Below are 17,569 nucleotides of genomic sequence, written 5' to 3' on the forward strand. Positions count from 1 at the left end.
GCCCGCTCCTACAGGTGCTTTGGCTTAATTGACCTTAACAATATGGACTTCGTCGCTCAGGTAGTCGCTGATATAGGCACGGTTGTATTGATCAAGAACCACTTCACGCGGTTCTAAAGCGCCAGGAATGGGGCTCCTGTGAACAATCTCATGCGTGGTCGTACTCACTTCCACGACCTCTTTGTTGGTTTGATCAACGGCATAAGCGTTCTTTTTACCGAACACTATTTTCCCTTCGCACGTCACAAAATCGAAATGCCGGGTGGTCGATGAACCAGTGTCCAACACGGTCAGCTTTCGAGCATCCTGACACACGATATACACTTTTCTACCATCTGGGCTGACAGTCACCGCTGACGGGTATTGTTCGGTTTTGATGATATTGATGACTTCGAAAGTCTTGCTGCTGAGAACCGTGAGCGCGTCCTGATAAGGGCCGCCAGGGGCGTTGGTGCTGGAAATATAAAGACGCGAATCGTCCTGGCCGATATCCACACTGATGGACGGTGAGGGTAAGCCTCGGACTCTGCTTACCGCATAAGTACGGGCATCCATAATTGCCAACCACTCTTTATCCTGTCGAACGGTGACGTAAACCTGCTTTCCGTCCCGGCTCACAACGACATCCCAAGGGTGTTTCCCCACCCTGACATTACCTACTGCGTATGTCTGGGTATCAATAACCGAAACCGAACCTGAGCCGTAGTTGGTTACATAAGCTCTTTTCCCCCCGTGGCCAAGGGTGATGCTTCGGGGATACTGCTCGACGGCGATGGTGTGAATGACCTTTTTGTCACGGGTGTCGATGACGGACACATTGCCCGACATGTAATTGCAAACAAAAACCCGTGATCCATCGGCGCTGATGGCTATCCCTCGCGGTCCTTCCCCTACGGGTATCGAATTGGATGGATTGCGTGTCAGCACGGGGATGAACTCGAATTGTGATGCATGAAAGAACCCCTTTTCAGATGCCCGGACAAACGCCAGAGTTCAAGTTCACCTATGACCCGTCATGGCAGCTACTGCCAAATATGACAGTTCTGACGAGTGGTATCGGCTCTCAAATGAAAATAAGGAGGGCGCCTGAAGGTTTTTTTATCTGGTTAACACTCTCTTAACCTCTCGACTCCAAGGTCTTGATCGTATTTCTCGATATTTCAGAGCGAAATTTTCCGCTTTAAATCGATAGATAACTCGATAGTCTTGGGCGCAGTTCTTACAGGGTTTGGGCAATGCAGCTACGTAACTCTTCTTCCCGCTACGGTTGGGTCAGTATCTTCATGCACTGGGGCGTGGCGCTCGCGGTCTTCGGCCTGTTCGCGTTGGGGTTGTGGATGGTCGGCCTCGACTACTACAGCACCTGGCGCAAAGACGCGCCGGATCTGCACAAGAGCATTGGCCTGGTGTTATTCGCCGTCATGTTGCTGCGGGTAGTGTGGCGCTACATCAGCCCACCACCGCCGCTCCTGTCGAGCTATAGCCCCATGACCCGCCTTGGCGCCAAGTTGGGCCATTCCTTCCTTTATCTCAGTCTGTTCGCTGTGATGATTGCCGGTTACCTGATTTCCACCGCAGACGGTGTCGGGATTCCGGTGTTTGGCCTGTTTGAAATTCCTGCGCTGGTTTCCGGACTACCGAACCAGGCAGACACCGCGGGTGTGATTCATTTGTACCTGGCCTGGGTACTGGTAATTTTTTCCGGTCTCCATGCGTTGGCAGCATTGAAACACCACTTTATCGATCGTGATGCGACCCTGACGCGAATGCTGGGACGCAAAGCCTGATGTTCAACCTTGACTCCACAGGAATAGAAAGCATGTTGAAAAAGACGCTCGCCGCACTGGCAATCGGTTCTGCTCTGCTGTCCGCTAACGTGATGGCGGCCGACTACGTGGTCGACAAAGAAGGCCAGCACGCCTTCGTTGACTTTAAGATCAGCCACCTGGGCTACAGCTACATCACCGGTACCTTCAAGGATATCGACGGCAAGTTCAGCTTCGACGCTGCCAAGCCTGAAGACAGCAAGATCGAGTTCAATGTGCGCACTGCCAGCGTGTTCACCAACCACGCCGAACGCGACAAGCACATCGCCAGCGGTGACTTCCTGGATGTGGGCAAATTCGCCGACGCCAAGTTCGTCTCCACCAGCGTCAAACCCACCGGCAAAAACGCCGCTGGCAAAGACACTGCCGACGTGACCGGCAACCTGACCTTGCTGGGTGTGACCAAGCCAATCGTGGTCAAGGCCACTTTCCTGGGTGAAGGCAAGGATCCATGGGGCGGCTACCGTGCCGGCTTCGAAGGCACCACCAGCATCAAGCGTTCCGATTTCGGCAAGCAGAAAGACCTGGGCCCAACGTCCGACGCGGTTGAGCTGTACGTGACGTTTGAAGGTGTCAAAGCGAAGTAACTTTCGCGCCGGCCAAAAAAAACGCCCCTGATCTCATGATCCGGGGCGTTTTTTATGGCTTTGAAAAACTCAGCGGTTGCGGGTCAGCAACGCTGGTTTTTCGCCGCGCGGACGGCCTGGCAGTTGATCCAGTTGCTCAGGGGTCGGGAAACGATCGCTTTTCGATTCCTTGTGGATGATCTTCGGTGCGGGGCTGCGCGGGTTCTGCACGGCCGGTTCCGAACGTGACTGGTCGTCACGGCCCGGGCGGCGGTTGCGGGACTCTTCGCGGCGGGCCTGGCCGTCACGTGGAGCACCGCTGCGTGGGCCGCTGCGCTTGGCCGGCGGGGTGCCGGTGGAGGCGCCGCTGCTGTTGCGCGGGCCGTTCTGGCGACCCTGTGACTGACCGGTGCGCGGAGCACCTGCGCCTTGCGCCGGAGCACCCGGACGGCGACCGCGGCCCTGAGCAGGTTTGGCTTGAGGCACGTAGTCGACGCGGTTGCCGAAGTTATCGATATCGTCGTCCAGGAACTCGTCCGGTGCGCGATCAGCGGCAGCGCGTGGCGGCTGGCTCGGCTGACGTTGTTCGCGGGTGCCTTCACGAGGTTTCTGCTGACGGGCCGGGCGCTCGCCGCGATCCCCTCCGGCAGCCGGTTTGTCCTTGCCCTTGTCCTTGCCTTTGTCTTTACGACCGCCACCACCGCCATTCGGACCGTCGCCGCGCGGACCTCGTGGGTTGCGCGGGTTACGTACATCCGGGCGCTCGCGAACTTCCGGTTTTTCGGCTTCCACGGCACTGGAGTCGAAGCCCATCAGGTCGCCATCGGCGATTTTCTGCTTGGTCATGCGCTCGATGCTTTTGAGCAGTTTCTCTTCGTCCGGAGCCACCAGCGAGATCGCCTCGCCCGAACGACCGGCACGACCGGTACGACCGATACGGTGCACATAATCTTCGTCGACGTTTGGCAGTTCGAAGTTGACCACGTGGGGCAACTGGTCGATGTCCAGGCCGCGAGCGGCGATGTCGGTGGCGACCAGGATGCGCACATCACCGGCCTTGAAATCGGCCAGGGCTTTGGTGCGGGCGTTCTGGCTCTTGTTGCCGTGGATCGCGAGGGCGGTGAGGCCATGCTTGTCCAGGTACTCGGCCAGGCGGTTGGCGCCGTGCTTGGTGCGGGTGAACACCAGTACCTGTTCCCAGGCGCCGGCGGTGATCAGGTGCGCCAGCAACGAACGCTTGTGGCTGGCGGCCAGGCGGAATACGCGCTGTTCGATCCGCTCGACCGTGGTGTTCGGCGGCGTGACTTCAATGCGCTCCGGGTTGTGCAGCAGCTTGCCGGCGAGGTCGGTGATGTCTTTGGAGAAGGTCGCCGAGAACAACAGGTTCTGCCGTTTGGCCGGGAGGCGGGCGAGGACTTTCTTCACGTCATGGACGAAGCCCATGTCGAGCATGCGGTCGGCTTCGTCCAGCACGAGGATTTCCACGTGGGACAGGTCGACACTGCCTTGGCCGGCGAGGTCGAGCAGGCGGCCGGGGCAGGCCACCAGCACGTCGACACCACGGGACATGGCCTGAACCTGCGGGTTCATGCCGACGCCGCCGAAGATGCAGGCGCTGACGAACTTCAGGTCACGGGCATAGACCTTGAAGCTTTCGTGTACCTGGGCCGCGAGTTCGCGGGTTGGGGTCAGGACCAGTACGCGCGGTTGGCGCGGGCCGTGACGCTGGGATTTGTCCGGGTGACCGTTGGGAAACAACCGCTCCAGAATCGGAAGGGCGAAGCCGCCGGTTTTACCAGTACCTGTCTGTGCCGCAACCATCAGGTCGCGACCTTGCAACACGGCGGGAATGGCCCGCTGTTGCACCGGAGTAGGCTCGGTATAGCCCGCTGCCTCGATGGCGCGGACTAAAGCCTCGGAGAGACCGAGGGAAGCAAAGGACATGAGTAATCCTGTTTTAGTTAGGGCTTGGCCCAATGGGAGTCTTGCCTGGCGCGAATGGCGTTTAAGAGGACGCAATCCCGTCCGGTCCTGCTGGGCCTCGAAGGCTCGTCTGGAGCGCTCGCGCGGGCTGGTAAAGCTGCGCTGTAGCGGTATCGAGATGCCTTGAACAAGTCCGAGCGTCCGGGCGTGAGCCTGGCGGGAAGGCCGGAGTATAACAGAGCAATCACTGTGCGCCGCTTTCCTGCTGCTCAACGGTTCTTCTGTCGGTTGTGGTGGCGTTGGCGGCCCGTGCTTCGGTGGCCGGGCCGGCACCATAGCGGGCGCTCAGTTCGGCATAGGCCGGTTCGCGCTTGAAACGCTTGAGCTCGGCACCGAAACGCTGCACCAGCAAATCCATCCCGGCATTACGGCGTACCGCCAGAAACTGGCTCTGCTGGCTGATGACGGTCGGGTTCTCGGTGATTCTGTCGCGGATATTCAGTTGATCGAGCAAGTGTTGGCCGACCCGGCGATCGGTGATCAGCAGGTCGATCCGGCCGCGCACCAGTTTGCCGAAGTTGGCTTCATGGGTGGGGGCCGGTTCCCGGGTGAACAGCGTCGATTCACTGAAGTCCTTGCTGTACAGGTAGCCCGGCGAGGTGCCGATGGTCAGGCCTTTGAGGTCGTCCAGGGTGCGAAATGGAAACGGTCGTTCATTGGCGTAGAACATCACGAACTCGACTTGCGAGAGCGGTTCGCTGGGGTAGAGCAGGGTCGCTTCGCGTTCATCGCTGTGGAAAATATCCAGCACACCGTCCGCATGGCCTTGCTCAAGCATCGACAGGCAGCGTTTCCATGGCAGGAACTGCCATTCCACGTCGATCCCCAGGCGTTTGAAGACAATGGCCGTGGTTTCGTAGTCGAGCCCGAGGTTCTTGCCGCCTTCTTCATAGACGTAAGGCGCCCAGGGTTCGGTGACAATACGCAGCTTCTCGCCCCGAGCAGTGAAGCTCAGGCAAGTGAACAGAAGCACGGTCAGTAACTGGGCGATCAGGGGCATGGCTTGAGATTACGACGAGAAATCATAAAGAGCCAGAAACCGGATCCAGAAGCTCTATCTCAGGATATGACTGCACAATAAAGGGGCACCGAAAAGCAAAAAATCGCAGCCATCGGCAGCGCCCCGCAGGGGCGTAGGAGCTGCCGAAGGCTGCGATCTTTTGATCTTGCCTTTTTTCTTAACGGGGCAACTTCAGGTTATTCCACACCGCCAGGCTCGGTTCAGCCTGGTTCAGCGTGTAGAAGTGCAGCCCCGGTGCGCCACCCTGCAACAGACGTTCGCACATTTCGGTGATGACTTGCTCACCAAAGCCTTGAATGCTCTGGGTGTCATCGCCGTAGGCTTCCAGTTGCTTGCGAATCCAGCGCGGGATTTCCGCACCGCAAGCGTCGGAGAAGCGCGCCAGCTTGCTGTAGTTGGTGATCGGCATGATCCCCGGCACGATCGGGATGTTCACACCCTTCGCCCGTACACGCTCGACGAAGTAGAAGTAGCTGTCAGCGTTGAAGAAGTACTGGGTGATCGCACTGTTGGCGCCGGCGTTGGCCTTGCGCACGAAGTTGTTGAGATCGTCTTCGAAGTTGCGCGCTTGCGGATGCATTTCCGGGTAAGCGGCGACTTCGATGTGGAAATGATCGCCGGTCTCTTCACGAATGAATTCAACCAGGTCATTGGCGTGACGCATCTCGCCGCTGGCCATGCCCATGCCCGAGGGCAGGTCACCGCGAAGCGCAACGATTCGCTGGATGCCGGCTGCCTTGTACTGGCTCAGCAGGCCGCGCAGGTCGGCCTTGCTGTCGCCCACGCAAGACAGATGCGGCGCGGCAGGGACTTTGACTTCGCTTTCAAGCTGCAACACGGTATTGAGGGTGCGATCACGGGTCGAACCGCCAGCGCCATAGGTGCAGGAGAAAAAATCGGGATTGTAGGTCGCCAGCTGACGGGCAGTGGCGATCAGTTTTTCATGCCCAGCATCGGTCTTCGTCGGGAAGAATTCGAAGCTGTAGCGACGTTCTTGGGACATGGTCATATCCTTGGAAACACGTAAGCCGGACGCTGGCCCCCGGTAGGAACTGCCGCAGGCTGCGCTTTTAAGATCAAAAGATCGCAGGCTTCGCCAGCGCCTACCGGGGAGCGGTCAATCAGCGTATCAGTAGCGGTAAGCGTGCGGCTTGAACGGGCCTTCGACGGTGACGCCGATGTAGTCAGCCTGTTGCTTGGTCAGTTGAGTGACCACGCCACCGAAACCGCGAACCATTTCCAGGGCCACTTCTTCGTCGAGTTTCTTCGGCAGTACTTCAACGGTCAGGCGCTCGGCTTTCTGGGCTGGCGACAGGTCGGCGTACTTCTGGCCGAACAGGAAGATCTGGGCCAGAACCTGGTTGGCGAACGAACCGTCCATGATGCGGCTTGGGTGGCCGGTGGCGTTGCCCAGGTTAACCAGACGGCCTTCGGCCAGCAGGATCAGGTAGTCGTCGTTCTGAGCGTCGAAAGCGCCTGGACCGGTACGGTGAACCTTGTGAACCTGCGGCTTCACCTCTTCCCATGCCCAGTTCTTGCGCATGAAAGCGGTGTCGATTTCGTTGTCGAAGTGACCGATGTTGCAGACAACAGCGCGTTTCTTCAGGGCTTTGAGCATGTTCGCATCGCAAACATTGACGTTGCCGGTGGTGGTCACGATCAGGTCGATCTTGCCCAGCAGCGCTTTGTCGATGCTCGCTTCGGTACCGTTGTTGATACCGTCGATGAACGGCGAAACCAGTTCGAAACCGTCCATGCAGGCTTGCATGGCGCAGATCGGGTCGACTTCGGAGACTTTAACGATCATGCCTTCCTGACGCAGGGACTGGGCCGAACCCTTGCCCACGTCACCGTAACCGATGACCAGCGCTTGCTTGCCGGACAGCAGGTGGTCGGTGCCGCGCTTGATCGCGTCGTTCAGGCTGTGACGGCAGCCGTACTTGTTGTCGTTCTTGCTCTTGGTCACCGAGTCGTTGACGTTGATGGCCGGGATTTTCAGCTCGCCCTTGGCCAGCATGTCCAGCAGACGGTGAACGCCGGTGGTGGTTTCTTCGGTGACGCCGTGGACGCGATCCAGAACCTGTGGGTATTTCTTGTGCAGCAGCTCGGTCAGGTCGCCGCCGTCGTCGAGGATCATGTTGGCATCCCAAGGCTGGCCATCCTTGAGGATAGTCTGCTCCAGGCACCACTCGTACTCTTCTTCAGTCTCGCCTTTCCAGGCGAAAACCGGGATGCCGGCAGCGGCGATGGAAGCGGCGGCCTGATCCTGAGTCGAGAAAATGTTGCAGGACGACCAACGCACTTCGGCACCCAGGGCAACCAGGGTTTCGATCAGCACGGCAGTCTGAATGGTCATGTGGATGCAGCCGAGAATCTTCGCGCCCTTGAGCGGTTGCTCTTCGGAGTACTTGCGGCGCAGACCCATCAGGGCCGGCATTTCGGATTCGGCGATGATGGTTTCGCGACGGCCCCAGGCGGCCAGGGACATGTCGGCGACTTTGTAATCGTTAAAATCTGCAGGCGTGATAACAGCGCTCATGAAGAGCCTCCATTCGTAATGTATGCGAATGGGCGCCGTTGTGCGTTTAGTGTCCGGCCGATCATGGCCAGTCAACGCCCCATCCGAGCCTGACAGGTCGAACCTGCTGCAGCGCCCCTCGGACAGGTGGCGGGAAAACGGTAGCAAGTGAAGGTTACCGTTTTGAAACGGGGGCGATTATAGCGGGCTATGCTGATCTTCCAAAGCCTTTCTGTTAGTCAATGTCCGAACGGTAATCGAGACCATAGCCGATGCTTAATAGAGCTCTAGTCCGGGCTCTGCCATGCTAGGCGGCATCAATTGGCAAGACGGTCAGGAGTGAACATGAACTTCCACACCCGCAAATGGGTAAAACCCGAAGACCTCAACCCCAACGGCACGCTGTTCGGCGGCAGTCTGTTGCGCTGGATCGACGAAGAGGCGGCCATCTACGCCATCGTCCAGCTGGGTAATCAGCGGGTGGTCACCAAGTACATTTCCGAAATCAACTTCGTCAGCGCCTCGCGTCAGGGCGACATCATCGAGTTGGGCATCACCGCCACCGAGTTCGGTCGCACCTCGATCACCCTGACTTGCGAAGTGCGCAACAAGATCACCCGCAAGAGCATTCTGACGGTAGAAAAGATGGTGTTCGTGAACCTGGGCGAAGACGGCTTGCCTGCGCCGCACGGCCGGACCGAGATCAGGTACGTCAAAGACCAGTTCAAGGATGACGTGATCGGCGGATAACACATGGAAATTGGCGTCTAGCCGATCCATGTAGAACGGACCTGAACCCCGCGTGTCGTACTTAGACACGCCACCGATTCAGGAGCCTTATGGACACGCCCAAAGACGGCAAGACCCCGGCCCTCTCGGCGCAAGAGCAGCGCGAGGTCGACAAGAGCCAGCCCCCCCGCGCGGCGGTGTTGCACGAAATCATTCGTACCCAGGGTGATAAGGAGCTCGAGCGCAGTGTCGCGGCGCTGTGGTGGTCGGCCCTGGCTGCCGGCCTGACCATGGGTTTGTCGCTGATGGGCATGGGGTTGCTCAATTCCCGTCTGCCGGACGGCGAAGGCTTCAAGGTGATCGCCAGTTTCGGTTACTGCGCAGGTTTTCTCGCGGTGATTCTCGCCCGTCAGCAACTCTTCACCGAAAACACCCTGACCGCCGTGCTGCCGATCATGAGCAAGCCAACGCTGGGTAACTTTGGTCGGCTGTTGCGGCTGTGGACGGTGGTGCTGGTGGGCAACCTCTGTGGCACATTGCTGGTGGCGTATGTGATGCTGCATCTGCCGATTTTCGACACCAGGACTGATCTGGCCTTCCTCGACATCGGGCGCAAGGTCATGGAGAACGACGCCAGCAAAATGTTCGCCAAAGGCATCGTCTCCGGCTGGATGATCGCCACCATGGTCTGGATGATTCCGTCCATGGAAAGCGCCAAGATGTGGATCATCATCCTCATCACCTATTTCATGGCTCTGGGGGATTTCACCCACATCGTGGTCGGATCGGTCGAGGTCTCGTACCTGGTGTTCGCCGGCGAGTTGCCGTGGAGGGATTTCTGGCGGGTGTTTGCAGGTCCGACGCTGGTGGGGAACATCGTCGGCGGCAGTTTTATCTTTGCGCTGATCAGTCACGCGCAGATACGCAGCGAAAGCGGGCCGCCGAAGACCTCTGCACAGCAAGGCCAGGAGCCCGAATCGCAGACGATCAAAAAATGATCGGGGCAATACAAGGAGTGTGCCGTGCTTGCGACGGTTCTGGTGTTGGTGGCGGCGCTGTTGCACGCGGCGTGGAATACCCTGATCAAATTCAGCGCGGAGCGGCTGTTGGTGGTGGCCTGCATGGACAGTGTGGCGCTGTTGTTTGTCGCGCTGATGCTGCCCTTCGTGGCGCTGCCGCCACTGGCGATGTGGCCTTGGATTCTCGCGTCGGCGGCGTTCGAGCTGCTTTATCGCTACCTGTTGATCCAGGCCTATCGGGTCGGTGATCTCGGTCTGGTCTATCCGTTGATGCGTGGCCTGTCGCCGCTGGTGGTGTTGGCACTGACGCTGATTTTTGCCGCAGAAGTGCTGACGGCTCAGCAGATTTTCGGGATTTTGCTGATTCCGTTCGGCATGGCGTGCCTGCTCTGGCAGGGCGGTGGCGGGGTGCGTCTGCCATGGTCGATGCTGCCGGTGGTGGCGCTGATCGGTTTGTGCATCGGTTGTTATACCTTCATCGATGGCCAGGCCTTGCGGCGCTGGCCCTATCCGCTGGACTACCTGATTTGGGTCACATTGCTCAGTGCCTGGCCGTTCCCATTGCTGGCGTGGGTGCGCAAACGTCCGGCGTTCATGTTGTTCTGGCGTGAACAGTGGCGGTTGGGGTTGGCGGTCGGGTTCTGCGTATTGTTCAGCTACGCTCTGGTGCTGTGGGCCATGCAGCTTGGTTCGATTGCCGAGGCAGCGGCGCTGCGCGAGATCAGCGTGATGCTGGTGGTGCTGTTCGGTATGCGCTACCTCAAGGAACCTTTCGGCAGGCCGCGGCTTCTGGCCTGTGGGCTGGTGCTGATCGGCATGTTGGTGATGAAGTTTTAGTCGCCCCTGATGGAACTCGATTCTCTAAAACTTGAAGAAAGGATTGTGTTATGACGGTTGCTCTGTGGTGCATTTTGATTGCGATTTGCCTGCCGTATCTGTGCACAGGCGTCGCCAAGTTCAGCGGTGGCAAGTTCGGGCTGAAACAGAATCACGACCCAAGGGCGTTTCTGGATTCGCTCGAAGGCGTGGCCAGGCGTGCGCACTCGGCGCAGTTGAACAGCTTTGAAGTGACCCCGGCGTTTGCGGCGGCAGTGATCGTCGCGCACCTGGCCGGCAATGCCGAACTGGTGACGATCAATGTGCTGTCGGTGCTGTTTATCACCAGTCGGCTGCTGTACATCATTTGCTATCTGGCGGACTGGGCGATTCTGCGATCGCTGGTGTGGGCCATTGGCATGGGGCTGATTGTCAGTTTCTTCGTTGTGTCTGTTTGACAGAGCAAGATCAAAAGATCGCAGGCTACGCCAGCTCCTACAGGGTTTATCCGCGACGAGCACGGATGTAGGAGCTGGCACAGTCTGCGATCTTTTGCTTTTAAAGTTTGTCAGCCACCTGCGGCGCCTGAGGCAACGCCGCCCCTTTAGGCCAGAGCATCCAGATCTGCCCCTGCTGTTTCATGTCGCCGGCCAGTTGCCCGGCCGCATCGCCCGTGCCCCAGAACAGGTCCGCGCGGACCTCACCGGCAATCGCGCCGCCGGTATCCTGAGCCGCCACCGGACGCACCAGCGCGCTGCCGTCCGGTCGCGTGGTCGATAACCACAACAGACTGCCGAGCGGAATCACCTGGCGGTCCACGGCCGCGCTATAACCGGCGGTCAATGGCACATTCAGCGAGCCGCGAGGCCCTTCGTTGCTGTCCGGGTTGCGATTGAAGAACACATAGCTGGGATTGCTGCCGAGCAGTTCGGGAATGCGCGTCGGATTGGCCTTGGCCCAGTTATCGATGGCGGCCATGGTCACCTCTTCTTTCTTCAGCTCTCCCTGTTCCACCAGCCAGCGGCCGATGGGGCGATAGGGGTGGCCGTTCTGATCGGCATAACCGATGCGCAGTTGGCGGCCGTCATCGAGCTGGATGCGCCCCGAACCCTGGATCTGCAGAAATTGCAGGTTCATCGGGTCGGTCAGCCAGGCAATCACCGGCGCTTTCACGCCTTTGGTTTCAATGGTTGCCGCATCGTCATAAGGCTTGAGCACGCGACCTTCGAGTCGTCCGCGCAGGCGTTTGCCTTTGAGTTCCGGGTAGATACTGTCCAGCGAGACGATGATCATGTCCTCGGGCACGCCGTATACCGGGATGTTGGCTTGCTCGGTCTGGGTCAGGCTGCCGGGATAGACCGGTTCGTAATAGCCGGTGATCAACCCGTTGGGGTTGTCATTGGCCGCACGCAGTCCATAAACGTCGAGGTTCTGTTTAAGGAAGCCGCGGATGTCGCTGGCGGTCGACGGCACCTTGGCGGAAGCCGCGCAGGTCGCGCCCCAAACCGGGTCAGCCTTGAGTCGGGTGCAGGCGCTGCGCCACGAGCCGAAGCCGGCAACGAGGTCGTTGTCGGACACCGCCGGAAGCGCTTCCCAAGTGGCGCTGGAATAAGTCGCCAGTGCGTGGGTTTTCGGTTTGCTGCTGTCGCCACCGGTGCAGCCCGCAAGCACGGCCACCATCGGAAGGGTCCAGGCCAGGTTGTGACGCCATGCCTTGAAACGGCTGTTCATGGAGTAATTCCTTTGCCGGTTGCCTGAGTGCTCCATGCGCTCAAACAACCCGTATTGATAATAGGGCTATTGGTCTTTGCCGGTGACGCGAGGATACTGGCCGCCGTTTCCAGTGACCTGAAGCCACCATGACTCTTAAAAGACTTTCTGTTGTATTGCTGGCCTGTCTGACCTTGTCCGCCTGCGGCGGTGTCGACCCGAACTCGCCACTGGGTCAGCGTAAGGCGATCTTCAAACAAATGCTCAAGACCGGCGAAGACCTGGGCGGCATGTTGCGTGGACGTATTGCGTTCGATGGCCCGAAATTCGCCGACGGTGCCGTGAAGCTCGACGCGTTGTCCCGTGAGCCGTGGAAACATTTCCCGCAGGTGCGCGAAGAAGATCACACCAGCGCCAAGGACGATGTCTGGCAGAAGCAGGCACGCTTCCAGGAAATGGCCCGCACCCTTGAAAGCGCCACCGGTGAACTGGTGATCGCCAGCCAGGTTCAACCCTACAAGGCCAGTAACCTGGGGCCGGCGGTGCAGAAAGTCGAAGACGCCTGCAGTGCGTGCCATAAAGAGTTTCGGGATCATTGACTGAAGGGGGCTTGCCAGCGAATGGTCCCTCGAGACCGCTAAAAGCTTCGCTGGCAAGCCAGCTCCTACTGGTCCAGCTCGTCGAGCGCTTCCTGCAATTCCTTGCGCGATTGCGCCAGTTTGTCTTTGCGCTTGTTGATTCTCTCGGCGTCGCCTTTTTTCATCGCCTTGTCGAGATCGGCCTGACGCCTGCTGACTTCATGCTTGGCGTCGAGCACCTTGTTTTCCCGTTCCTTCTTCAAGGAGGCGTCGGTGCAATGGGCGGTGACTTCGCTCAGGGCCGTTTCCAGGCCAGCCTGTTGATCGGCGTTGCCGCGGGACTTGGCCAGTTCGATCTGGTTGATGATGCCTTGTTTCTTGGCGGCGCAGCCGGTCAGGCCCGGGGCGTCTTCGGCGGCCATCAATGGAGCGGCCATCACGCTGCACAGGGTCAACAAGGCAAGCGGTGAAAGAAGTTTCATAAAAGCTCCAGGGTGAAAAAATCGATGTAGCGATGGGCTGTTTGAGCGCGTCGGCCCCTTTGGGTTCCCGGGCTGGCGGGCGTCGCCGGCTGCTAAAAACCGTCAATCCCGGCAACACGTAGTGTCTCGCTCAAGGCCAGGACCTGAGGGTCGCGGAAAAATGCGCTCAATTGCGCCGCGCGTCCCGGGCCGATGCCGGCTTCGGCCTGCCATTGTTCGGTGTTTCGTTGCGCCAGTGCCTGCCATGAGTCGGCGAGGCGTGCCTGGCCGGTCGGCGGCAAGCCCAGGGCTTTGAGCCAGCGAGCGAACGGGCGTTGCCGGGCACTGTTGAAACTGTTCAAAAGCCGGGCACTGCTGCGCTCGCCGAAGCCGTCAATCTTAGCAAGCTCTTGCTCATCGAGGGTTAACCAATCGAGCAGGCTGTCGAGGCGTTCGGCCTTGAGCAGTTTCTCCCAGGTGCCCGGCCCGACATGAGGCAGGGCCAGCCCCTGTTTGCCGCTGAGCCAGTTCAGGCGCGCGAGGAACTGGCTTTCGCATCCGGGTGTTGGTTGCCAGCAGCTTAAAGGGTGAAAGTCTGCTGCCCGTGGCACGTTCATTTCAGGGCGTTCGGTGCTGCGCAGTACGACACCGTCGAGCCTGGGGATGGTCAGCCCCGCCAGGCTGATGGCGACCTGATCGCCGGGACGAATGTCCAGCGCTTCCCAGCGCGGCAGGGAGCTGACGCTGACACGCTTGATCTGCCGGTCATCGAGCATCACCGGCGCCAGATCCAGCACCGGTGTGATCCGGCCGGTCCGTCCGATCTTGAAGTGGACCTTGCGCACCTCGGCCAGCGCCTGGGCAAAGGGGTACTTCCAGGCGACACTCCAGTAAGGCGTTTTCGCTTGCCAGCGCTCGGCGGGTGGGCGCTGGCTCTGACGTAAGACGACGCCATCGCTGGCAAAGGGCAGGGGCGAGCGATACCAGTGATCGCGCCAGCGTTCGGCATCGGCAAATGCCTCGATCGGCCGACTGTAGGGCACCGTGCTCGGGAACCCCAACTCATCCAGAGCCGCCACGCGGGCCGGCAGGCTTTTCGGACCTTGCGGCCAATCCCACACAAACAACCCGATTCCGGCAGCTTGCTCGGCGCTCAGTTCCTTGCGTGCCATCAATCCGGCCACCGTGGCGCGGGCATTGAGGCTGCCGGCCTGGGCTTGTATGTGGTCGGTGAGGCGCCAGTAGAGTTCGCCTTGCAGCAGCAAGTCCAGCGGTTGCGGCAGTTTTTGCGGGATGGCGGCGATCTGGCGCGCCGAGGCGGTCCAGTCGTGGCCGTTGACTCCGTCACCCCGACTGATCGCCTGGTGCAGCCAGCCGTTGCGATAAATCAACGTCACCGCCACGCCATCGACCTTGGGCTGTATCCACACGTCCCCGCGATCTTTCAGCCAGGTTTCGACGGCACGCCCATCGCGCAGTTTTTCCAGGCCGGTGTGGGCGATGGGGTGGGCAACCGTGCCGCCGGCGGTACGCAACGGTTCGGACCAGGGGCCTGAGTCAAAACATTCTCGCCATTCGCTCAGTCGTGCGCGGGATTGATCATAGAGTTCATCGGCGATCAGCGACTGGCCTTCACGATGGTAGCTGTCGTCCCAGCGATCGATTTGCTGTTGCAGAGTGGTGATTTCTTCCTGCGCGCGGGCTGGTGGCCAATCGGGGCAATCGGTGGCATTGGCGGTCAGGCAGGTGAGGGTCAGCAGGAAACCGAAAAACAGGTGCAGGTTGGGCAGCATCGAGAGCGTCCTTGCTCGTTGGGATGCTTTCAAGGCTAGTCAGTTTTCGCGTATGGGGCGCGAGAGTGTGATTCTGTGTGTTTCGAGGCGAGAAGATCAAAAGATCGTCCCCATGAAAAAGCCCCGCACGGCGAACCGTGCGGGGCTTTGGGTGCGCCGGGAAAGTCTTACAGGCCGGCAGCGGTACGCAGAGCGTCGGCGCGGTCGGTTTTTTCCCAGGTGAACGTGGTGAACGTATCGTCGCCCACGGTCTTGGTTTGCGGAGTGCGACCGAAGTGGCCGTACGCAGCGGTGTCCTGGTACATCGGATGCAGCAGGTCGAGCATGGTGGTGATCGCGTATGGGCGCAGGTCGAACACTTCGCGGACCAGTTTGACGATCTTGTCATCGCTGATCTTGCCGGTGCCGAAGGTGTTCAGCGAGATCGACGTAGGCTGAGCCACGCCGATCGCGTAGGAAACCTGAATCTCGCAACGCTCGGCCAGGCCGGCAGCGACGATGTTCTTGGCTACGTAGCGACCGGCGTAGGCTGCCGAGCGGTCAACCTTCGATGGATCCTTGCCGGAGAACGCGCCGCCGCCGTGACGGGCCATGCCGCCGTAGCTGTCGACGATGATCTTGCGACCGGTCAGGCCGCAGTCGCCAACCGGGCCGCCGATGATGAACTGGCCGGTCGGGTTGATGTGGAACTGGGTGTCCTTGGACAGCAGCTCGGCAGGCAATACGTGCTTGACGATCAGCTCCATCACGCCTTCGCGCAGGTCTTTGTAGGACACTTCCGGGTTGTGCTGGGTCGACAGTACAACGGCGTCGATACCGACAACCTTGCCGCCTTCGTAACGGCAAGTCACTTGCGACTTGGCGTCCGGGCGCAGCCAAGGCAGCAGGCCGGATTTGCGGGCTTCAGCCTGACGTTGAACCAGTTGGTGCGAGAAGGTGATCGGTGCTGGCATCAGCACGTCGGTTTCGTTGCTGGCGTAGCCGAACATCAGGCCCTGGTCGCCGGCGCCCTGATCTTCAGGCTTGGCACGGTCAACACCCTGATTGATGTCGGGGGACTGCTTGCCGATGATGTTCATCACGCCGCAAGTCGCACCGTCGAAGCCGACATTGGAGCTGTTGTAGCCGATGTCGAGAATCACGTTACGGACGATGTCTTCCAGATCGACCCAGGCCGATGTGGTGACTTCACCTGCGATGATTGCCACGCCGGTTTTCACCAGAGTCTCGCACGCCACGCGGGCGAACTTGTCTTCAGCAATGATGGCGTCCAGCACCGCATCGGAAATCTGGTCGGCGATTTTGTCCGGATGCCCTTCAGACACGGACTCGGAGGTGAAGAGGGAGTATTCGCTCATCTCGATTTTTTCCTGAATTTACCGATGGTGAGTGTCGCCAGCCGGTCGCTGAAAATGGCGGACCTGAATCTGGAAACCATTACGTAAGCCTACATAGAGGCTTTCCCCGGGAACGAGTCCCGCAGCGGTGGCCCAACGGGCCAGATCGTCCTGTTCAAACCCCAACCAGAGATCACCGCAGGCCTCCCTGGCCCAACTCTGATTGTGGCTACATAACTCTGTCACTAACAGGCTACCGCCTGGTTGCAGCAAGCCGGCCATGTGCTTGAGGGCTTCGGCCGGCGCGGCAAAATGGTGAAGCACCATGTTCAGTACAACGCAATCGGCCTGAAGGCTTACACCGTTCAACGCGTCGGCCAATTGCAGGCTGACGTTAGCCAGCGTTTCACGTTCGCAGACCTGACGGGCCAGTTCGAGCATCGCCGGGCTGTTGTCCAGCGCCGTGACCTGCGTGAAGCGACGTGCCAGTTCCGGCAGGAAACCACCATCGCCGGGACCCACTTCAATGGCCGTGGCGCCAGGGCCGAAACCCAGCTTGTCGAGCAGGGCCACCACGCTTTCGCGGTATTGCGGCAGGCCGGCGATCAAGTCTTGCTGGGCGCGAAACTTCTCCGCGACCCGTGAGAAAAAGTCCTGGCTGGCCGCTGCCCGTTGCCCATGGACCTGACCGATCCGCGCCTGAACGTCAGGCGGCAGGGTCAGGTTGTCCACTTCTTCCAGCAGCGCGGCGTGCAGCTTGCCGCCCAGCAGGCCGGTGTGGGGCAGGGCGCGACGGTAGAAAATCGCATTGCCTTCGCGACGCGTCGCCACCAGGCCGGCCTGGGCCAATACCTTGAGGTGATGACTCATGCCGGACTGACCGATGCCGAAGATCTGCGCCAGTTCCAGGACGCCGAACGAATCGTTGGCCAGCGCGCGCAATACATTCAGCCGCAGAGGATCGCCGCCGGCCTTGCACAGGGCCGCCAGCTCATCGCAATCGTCATGTTGAATGGAAGGCACGCGCAAATTCATAAGGGCAGCAGTCTAGTGACGCTCGGAAATCACCGCAAGGGCAATATCAAAAAGTTTTGATATTGCTCGATAGATGGCACTTCTTGACGTTAGTTTCAGTCAGTGAACGAACAGCGGAAAGGTTTCATCAGCCGAATACGTCGTTATCCATTGGAAAAACGCCTTCAGATGACTATC

Annotated in this window: 17 protein-coding genes and 1 riboswitch; of the genes, 7 read left to right on the forward strand and 10 right to left on the reverse strand. The window is 59.6% G+C overall.

Annotated features, from left to right (window positions below):
• Positions 1-24: 24 nt before the first annotated feature.
• On the reverse strand, positions 25-927 hold the full coding sequence (locus HCU66_RS12410; RefSeq protein WP_338136422.1) for a YncE family protein: 903 nt from the start codon (positions 925-927) through the stop codon (positions 25-27).
• A gap of 308 nt (positions 928-1,235) precedes the next feature.
• Between HCU66_RS12410 and HCU66_RS12415 the strand changes: the two genes are divergently transcribed.
• Together HCU66_RS12415 and HCU66_RS12420 are read left to right on the forward strand one after the other, a co-directional pair.
• The gene (locus HCU66_RS12415; RefSeq protein ID WP_205888757.1) at positions 1,236-1,787 is read left to right on the forward strand and encodes a cytochrome b; all 552 of its coding nucleotides are present in this window, start codon (positions 1,236-1,238) and stop codon (positions 1,785-1,787) included.
• A 32-nt stretch (positions 1,788-1,819) separates the two neighbouring features.
• Entirely contained in the window at positions 1,820-2,413 is a 594-nt protein-coding gene (locus HCU66_RS12420; protein WP_205888758.1) for a YceI family protein, read from the forward strand.
• Between the two features lie 69 nt (positions 2,414-2,482).
• Here the strand turns inward: HCU66_RS12420 and HCU66_RS12425 are convergent, their stop codons facing one another.
• The 4 genes from HCU66_RS12425 to ahcY form a co-directional block, all read right to left on the reverse strand.
• Positions 2,483-4,336, reverse strand: coding sequence for an RNA helicase RhlE2 (locus HCU66_RS12425; RefSeq protein ID WP_205888759.1), 1,854 nt, complete (start codon positions 4,334-4,336; stop codon positions 2,483-2,485).
• Positions 4,337-4,559: 223 nt separating this feature from the next.
• Entirely contained in the window at positions 4,560-5,375 is an 816-nt protein-coding gene (locus tag HCU66_RS12430; RefSeq protein WP_205888760.1) for a substrate-binding periplasmic protein, read from the reverse strand.
• Between the two features lie 178 nt (positions 5,376-5,553).
• Positions 5,554-6,399, reverse strand: coding sequence for a methylenetetrahydrofolate reductase [NAD(P)H] (gene metF / locus HCU66_RS12435; protein ID WP_205888761.1), 846 nt, complete (start codon positions 6,397-6,399; stop codon positions 5,554-5,556).
• Positions 6,400-6,525: 126 nt separating this feature from the next.
• The gene (gene ahcY / locus HCU66_RS12440; RefSeq protein WP_205888762.1) at positions 6,526-7,935 is read right to left on the reverse strand and encodes an adenosylhomocysteinase; all 1,410 of its coding nucleotides are present in this window, start codon (positions 7,933-7,935) and stop codon (positions 6,526-6,528) included.
• Between the two features lie 23 nt (positions 7,936-7,958).
• Positions 7,959-8,061: riboswitch (S-adenosyl-L-homocysteine riboswitch) on the reverse strand.
• Positions 8,062-8,259: 198 nt separating this feature from the next.
• Here ahcY and HCU66_RS12445 point away from each other — a divergent pair.
• The 4 genes from HCU66_RS12445 (at position 8,260) to HCU66_RS12460 (ending at position 10,936) form a co-directional block, all read left to right on the forward strand.
• Positions 8,260-8,664: an acyl-CoA thioesterase gene (locus HCU66_RS12445; protein ID WP_192344883.1), complete on the forward strand. Its 405-nt coding sequence runs from the start codon at positions 8,260-8,262 to the stop codon at positions 8,662-8,664.
• Positions 8,665-8,753: 89 nt separating this feature from the next.
• A complete protein-coding gene (locus HCU66_RS12450; protein WP_205888763.1) occupies positions 8,754-9,641 on the forward strand; it encodes a formate/nitrite transporter family protein in 888 nt (295 codons plus the stop codon).
• Positions 9,642-9,665: 24 nt separating this feature from the next.
• Entirely contained in the window at positions 9,666-10,499 is an 834-nt protein-coding gene (locus HCU66_RS12455; RefSeq protein WP_205888764.1) for an EamA family transporter, read from the forward strand.
• 50 nt (positions 10,500-10,549) lie between these two features.
• Positions 10,550-10,936 carry an MAPEG family protein gene (locus HCU66_RS12460; RefSeq protein WP_205888765.1) on the forward strand — a complete coding sequence of 129 codons (387 nt, stop codon included), beginning with the start codon at positions 10,550-10,552 and terminating at the stop codon, positions 10,934-10,936.
• 100 nt (positions 10,937-11,036) lie between these two features.
• Here HCU66_RS12460 and mltA read toward each other — a convergent pair whose 3' ends face one another.
• Positions 11,037-12,209, reverse strand: coding sequence for a murein transglycosylase A (gene mltA, locus HCU66_RS12465; protein WP_205888766.1), 1,173 nt, complete (start codon positions 12,207-12,209; stop codon positions 11,037-11,039).
• Positions 12,210-12,337: 128 nt separating this feature from the next.
• Here mltA and HCU66_RS12470 point away from each other — a divergent pair, with 128 nt between their 5' ends.
• Positions 12,338-12,787 (forward strand): c-type cytochrome, encoded by a 450-nt coding sequence (locus tag HCU66_RS12470; protein WP_205888767.1) that lies wholly within the window; start codon positions 12,338-12,340, stop codon positions 12,785-12,787.
• A gap of 65 nt (positions 12,788-12,852) precedes the next feature.
• Here HCU66_RS12470 and HCU66_RS12475 read toward each other — a convergent pair whose 3' ends face one another.
• The 4 genes from HCU66_RS12475 to HCU66_RS12490 all read right to left on the reverse strand — a co-directional run bounded on the left by HCU66_RS12475 (position 12,853) and on the right by HCU66_RS12490 (position 17,392).
• Complete coding sequence (locus HCU66_RS12475) at positions 12,853-13,248, reverse strand: DUF1090 domain-containing protein (RefSeq protein WP_205888768.1); 396 nt, start codon at positions 13,246-13,248, stop codon at positions 12,853-12,855.
• A gap of 92 nt (positions 13,249-13,340) precedes the next feature.
• Complete coding sequence (ligB, locus tag HCU66_RS12480) at positions 13,341-15,020, reverse strand: NAD-dependent DNA ligase LigB (RefSeq protein WP_205888769.1); 1,680 nt, start codon at positions 15,018-15,020, stop codon at positions 13,341-13,343.
• 167 nt (positions 15,021-15,187) lie between these two features.
• On the reverse strand, positions 15,188-16,378 hold the full coding sequence (metK, locus tag HCU66_RS12485; protein WP_205888770.1) for a methionine adenosyltransferase: 1,191 nt from the start codon (positions 16,376-16,378) through the stop codon (positions 15,188-15,190).
• A gap of 18 nt (positions 16,379-16,396) precedes the next feature.
• The gene (locus tag HCU66_RS12490) at positions 16,397-17,392 is read right to left on the reverse strand and encodes an ArsR/SmtB family transcription factor (RefSeq protein WP_205888771.1); all 996 of its coding nucleotides are present in this window, start codon (positions 17,390-17,392) and stop codon (positions 16,397-16,399) included.
• Positions 17,393-17,569: the final 177 nt, after the last annotated feature.

The organism is Pseudomonas frederiksbergensis, assembly GCF_017114915.1.
GTDB lineage: Bacteria > Pseudomonadota > Gammaproteobacteria > Pseudomonadales > Pseudomonadaceae > Aquipseudomonas > Aquipseudomonas frederiksbergensis_I.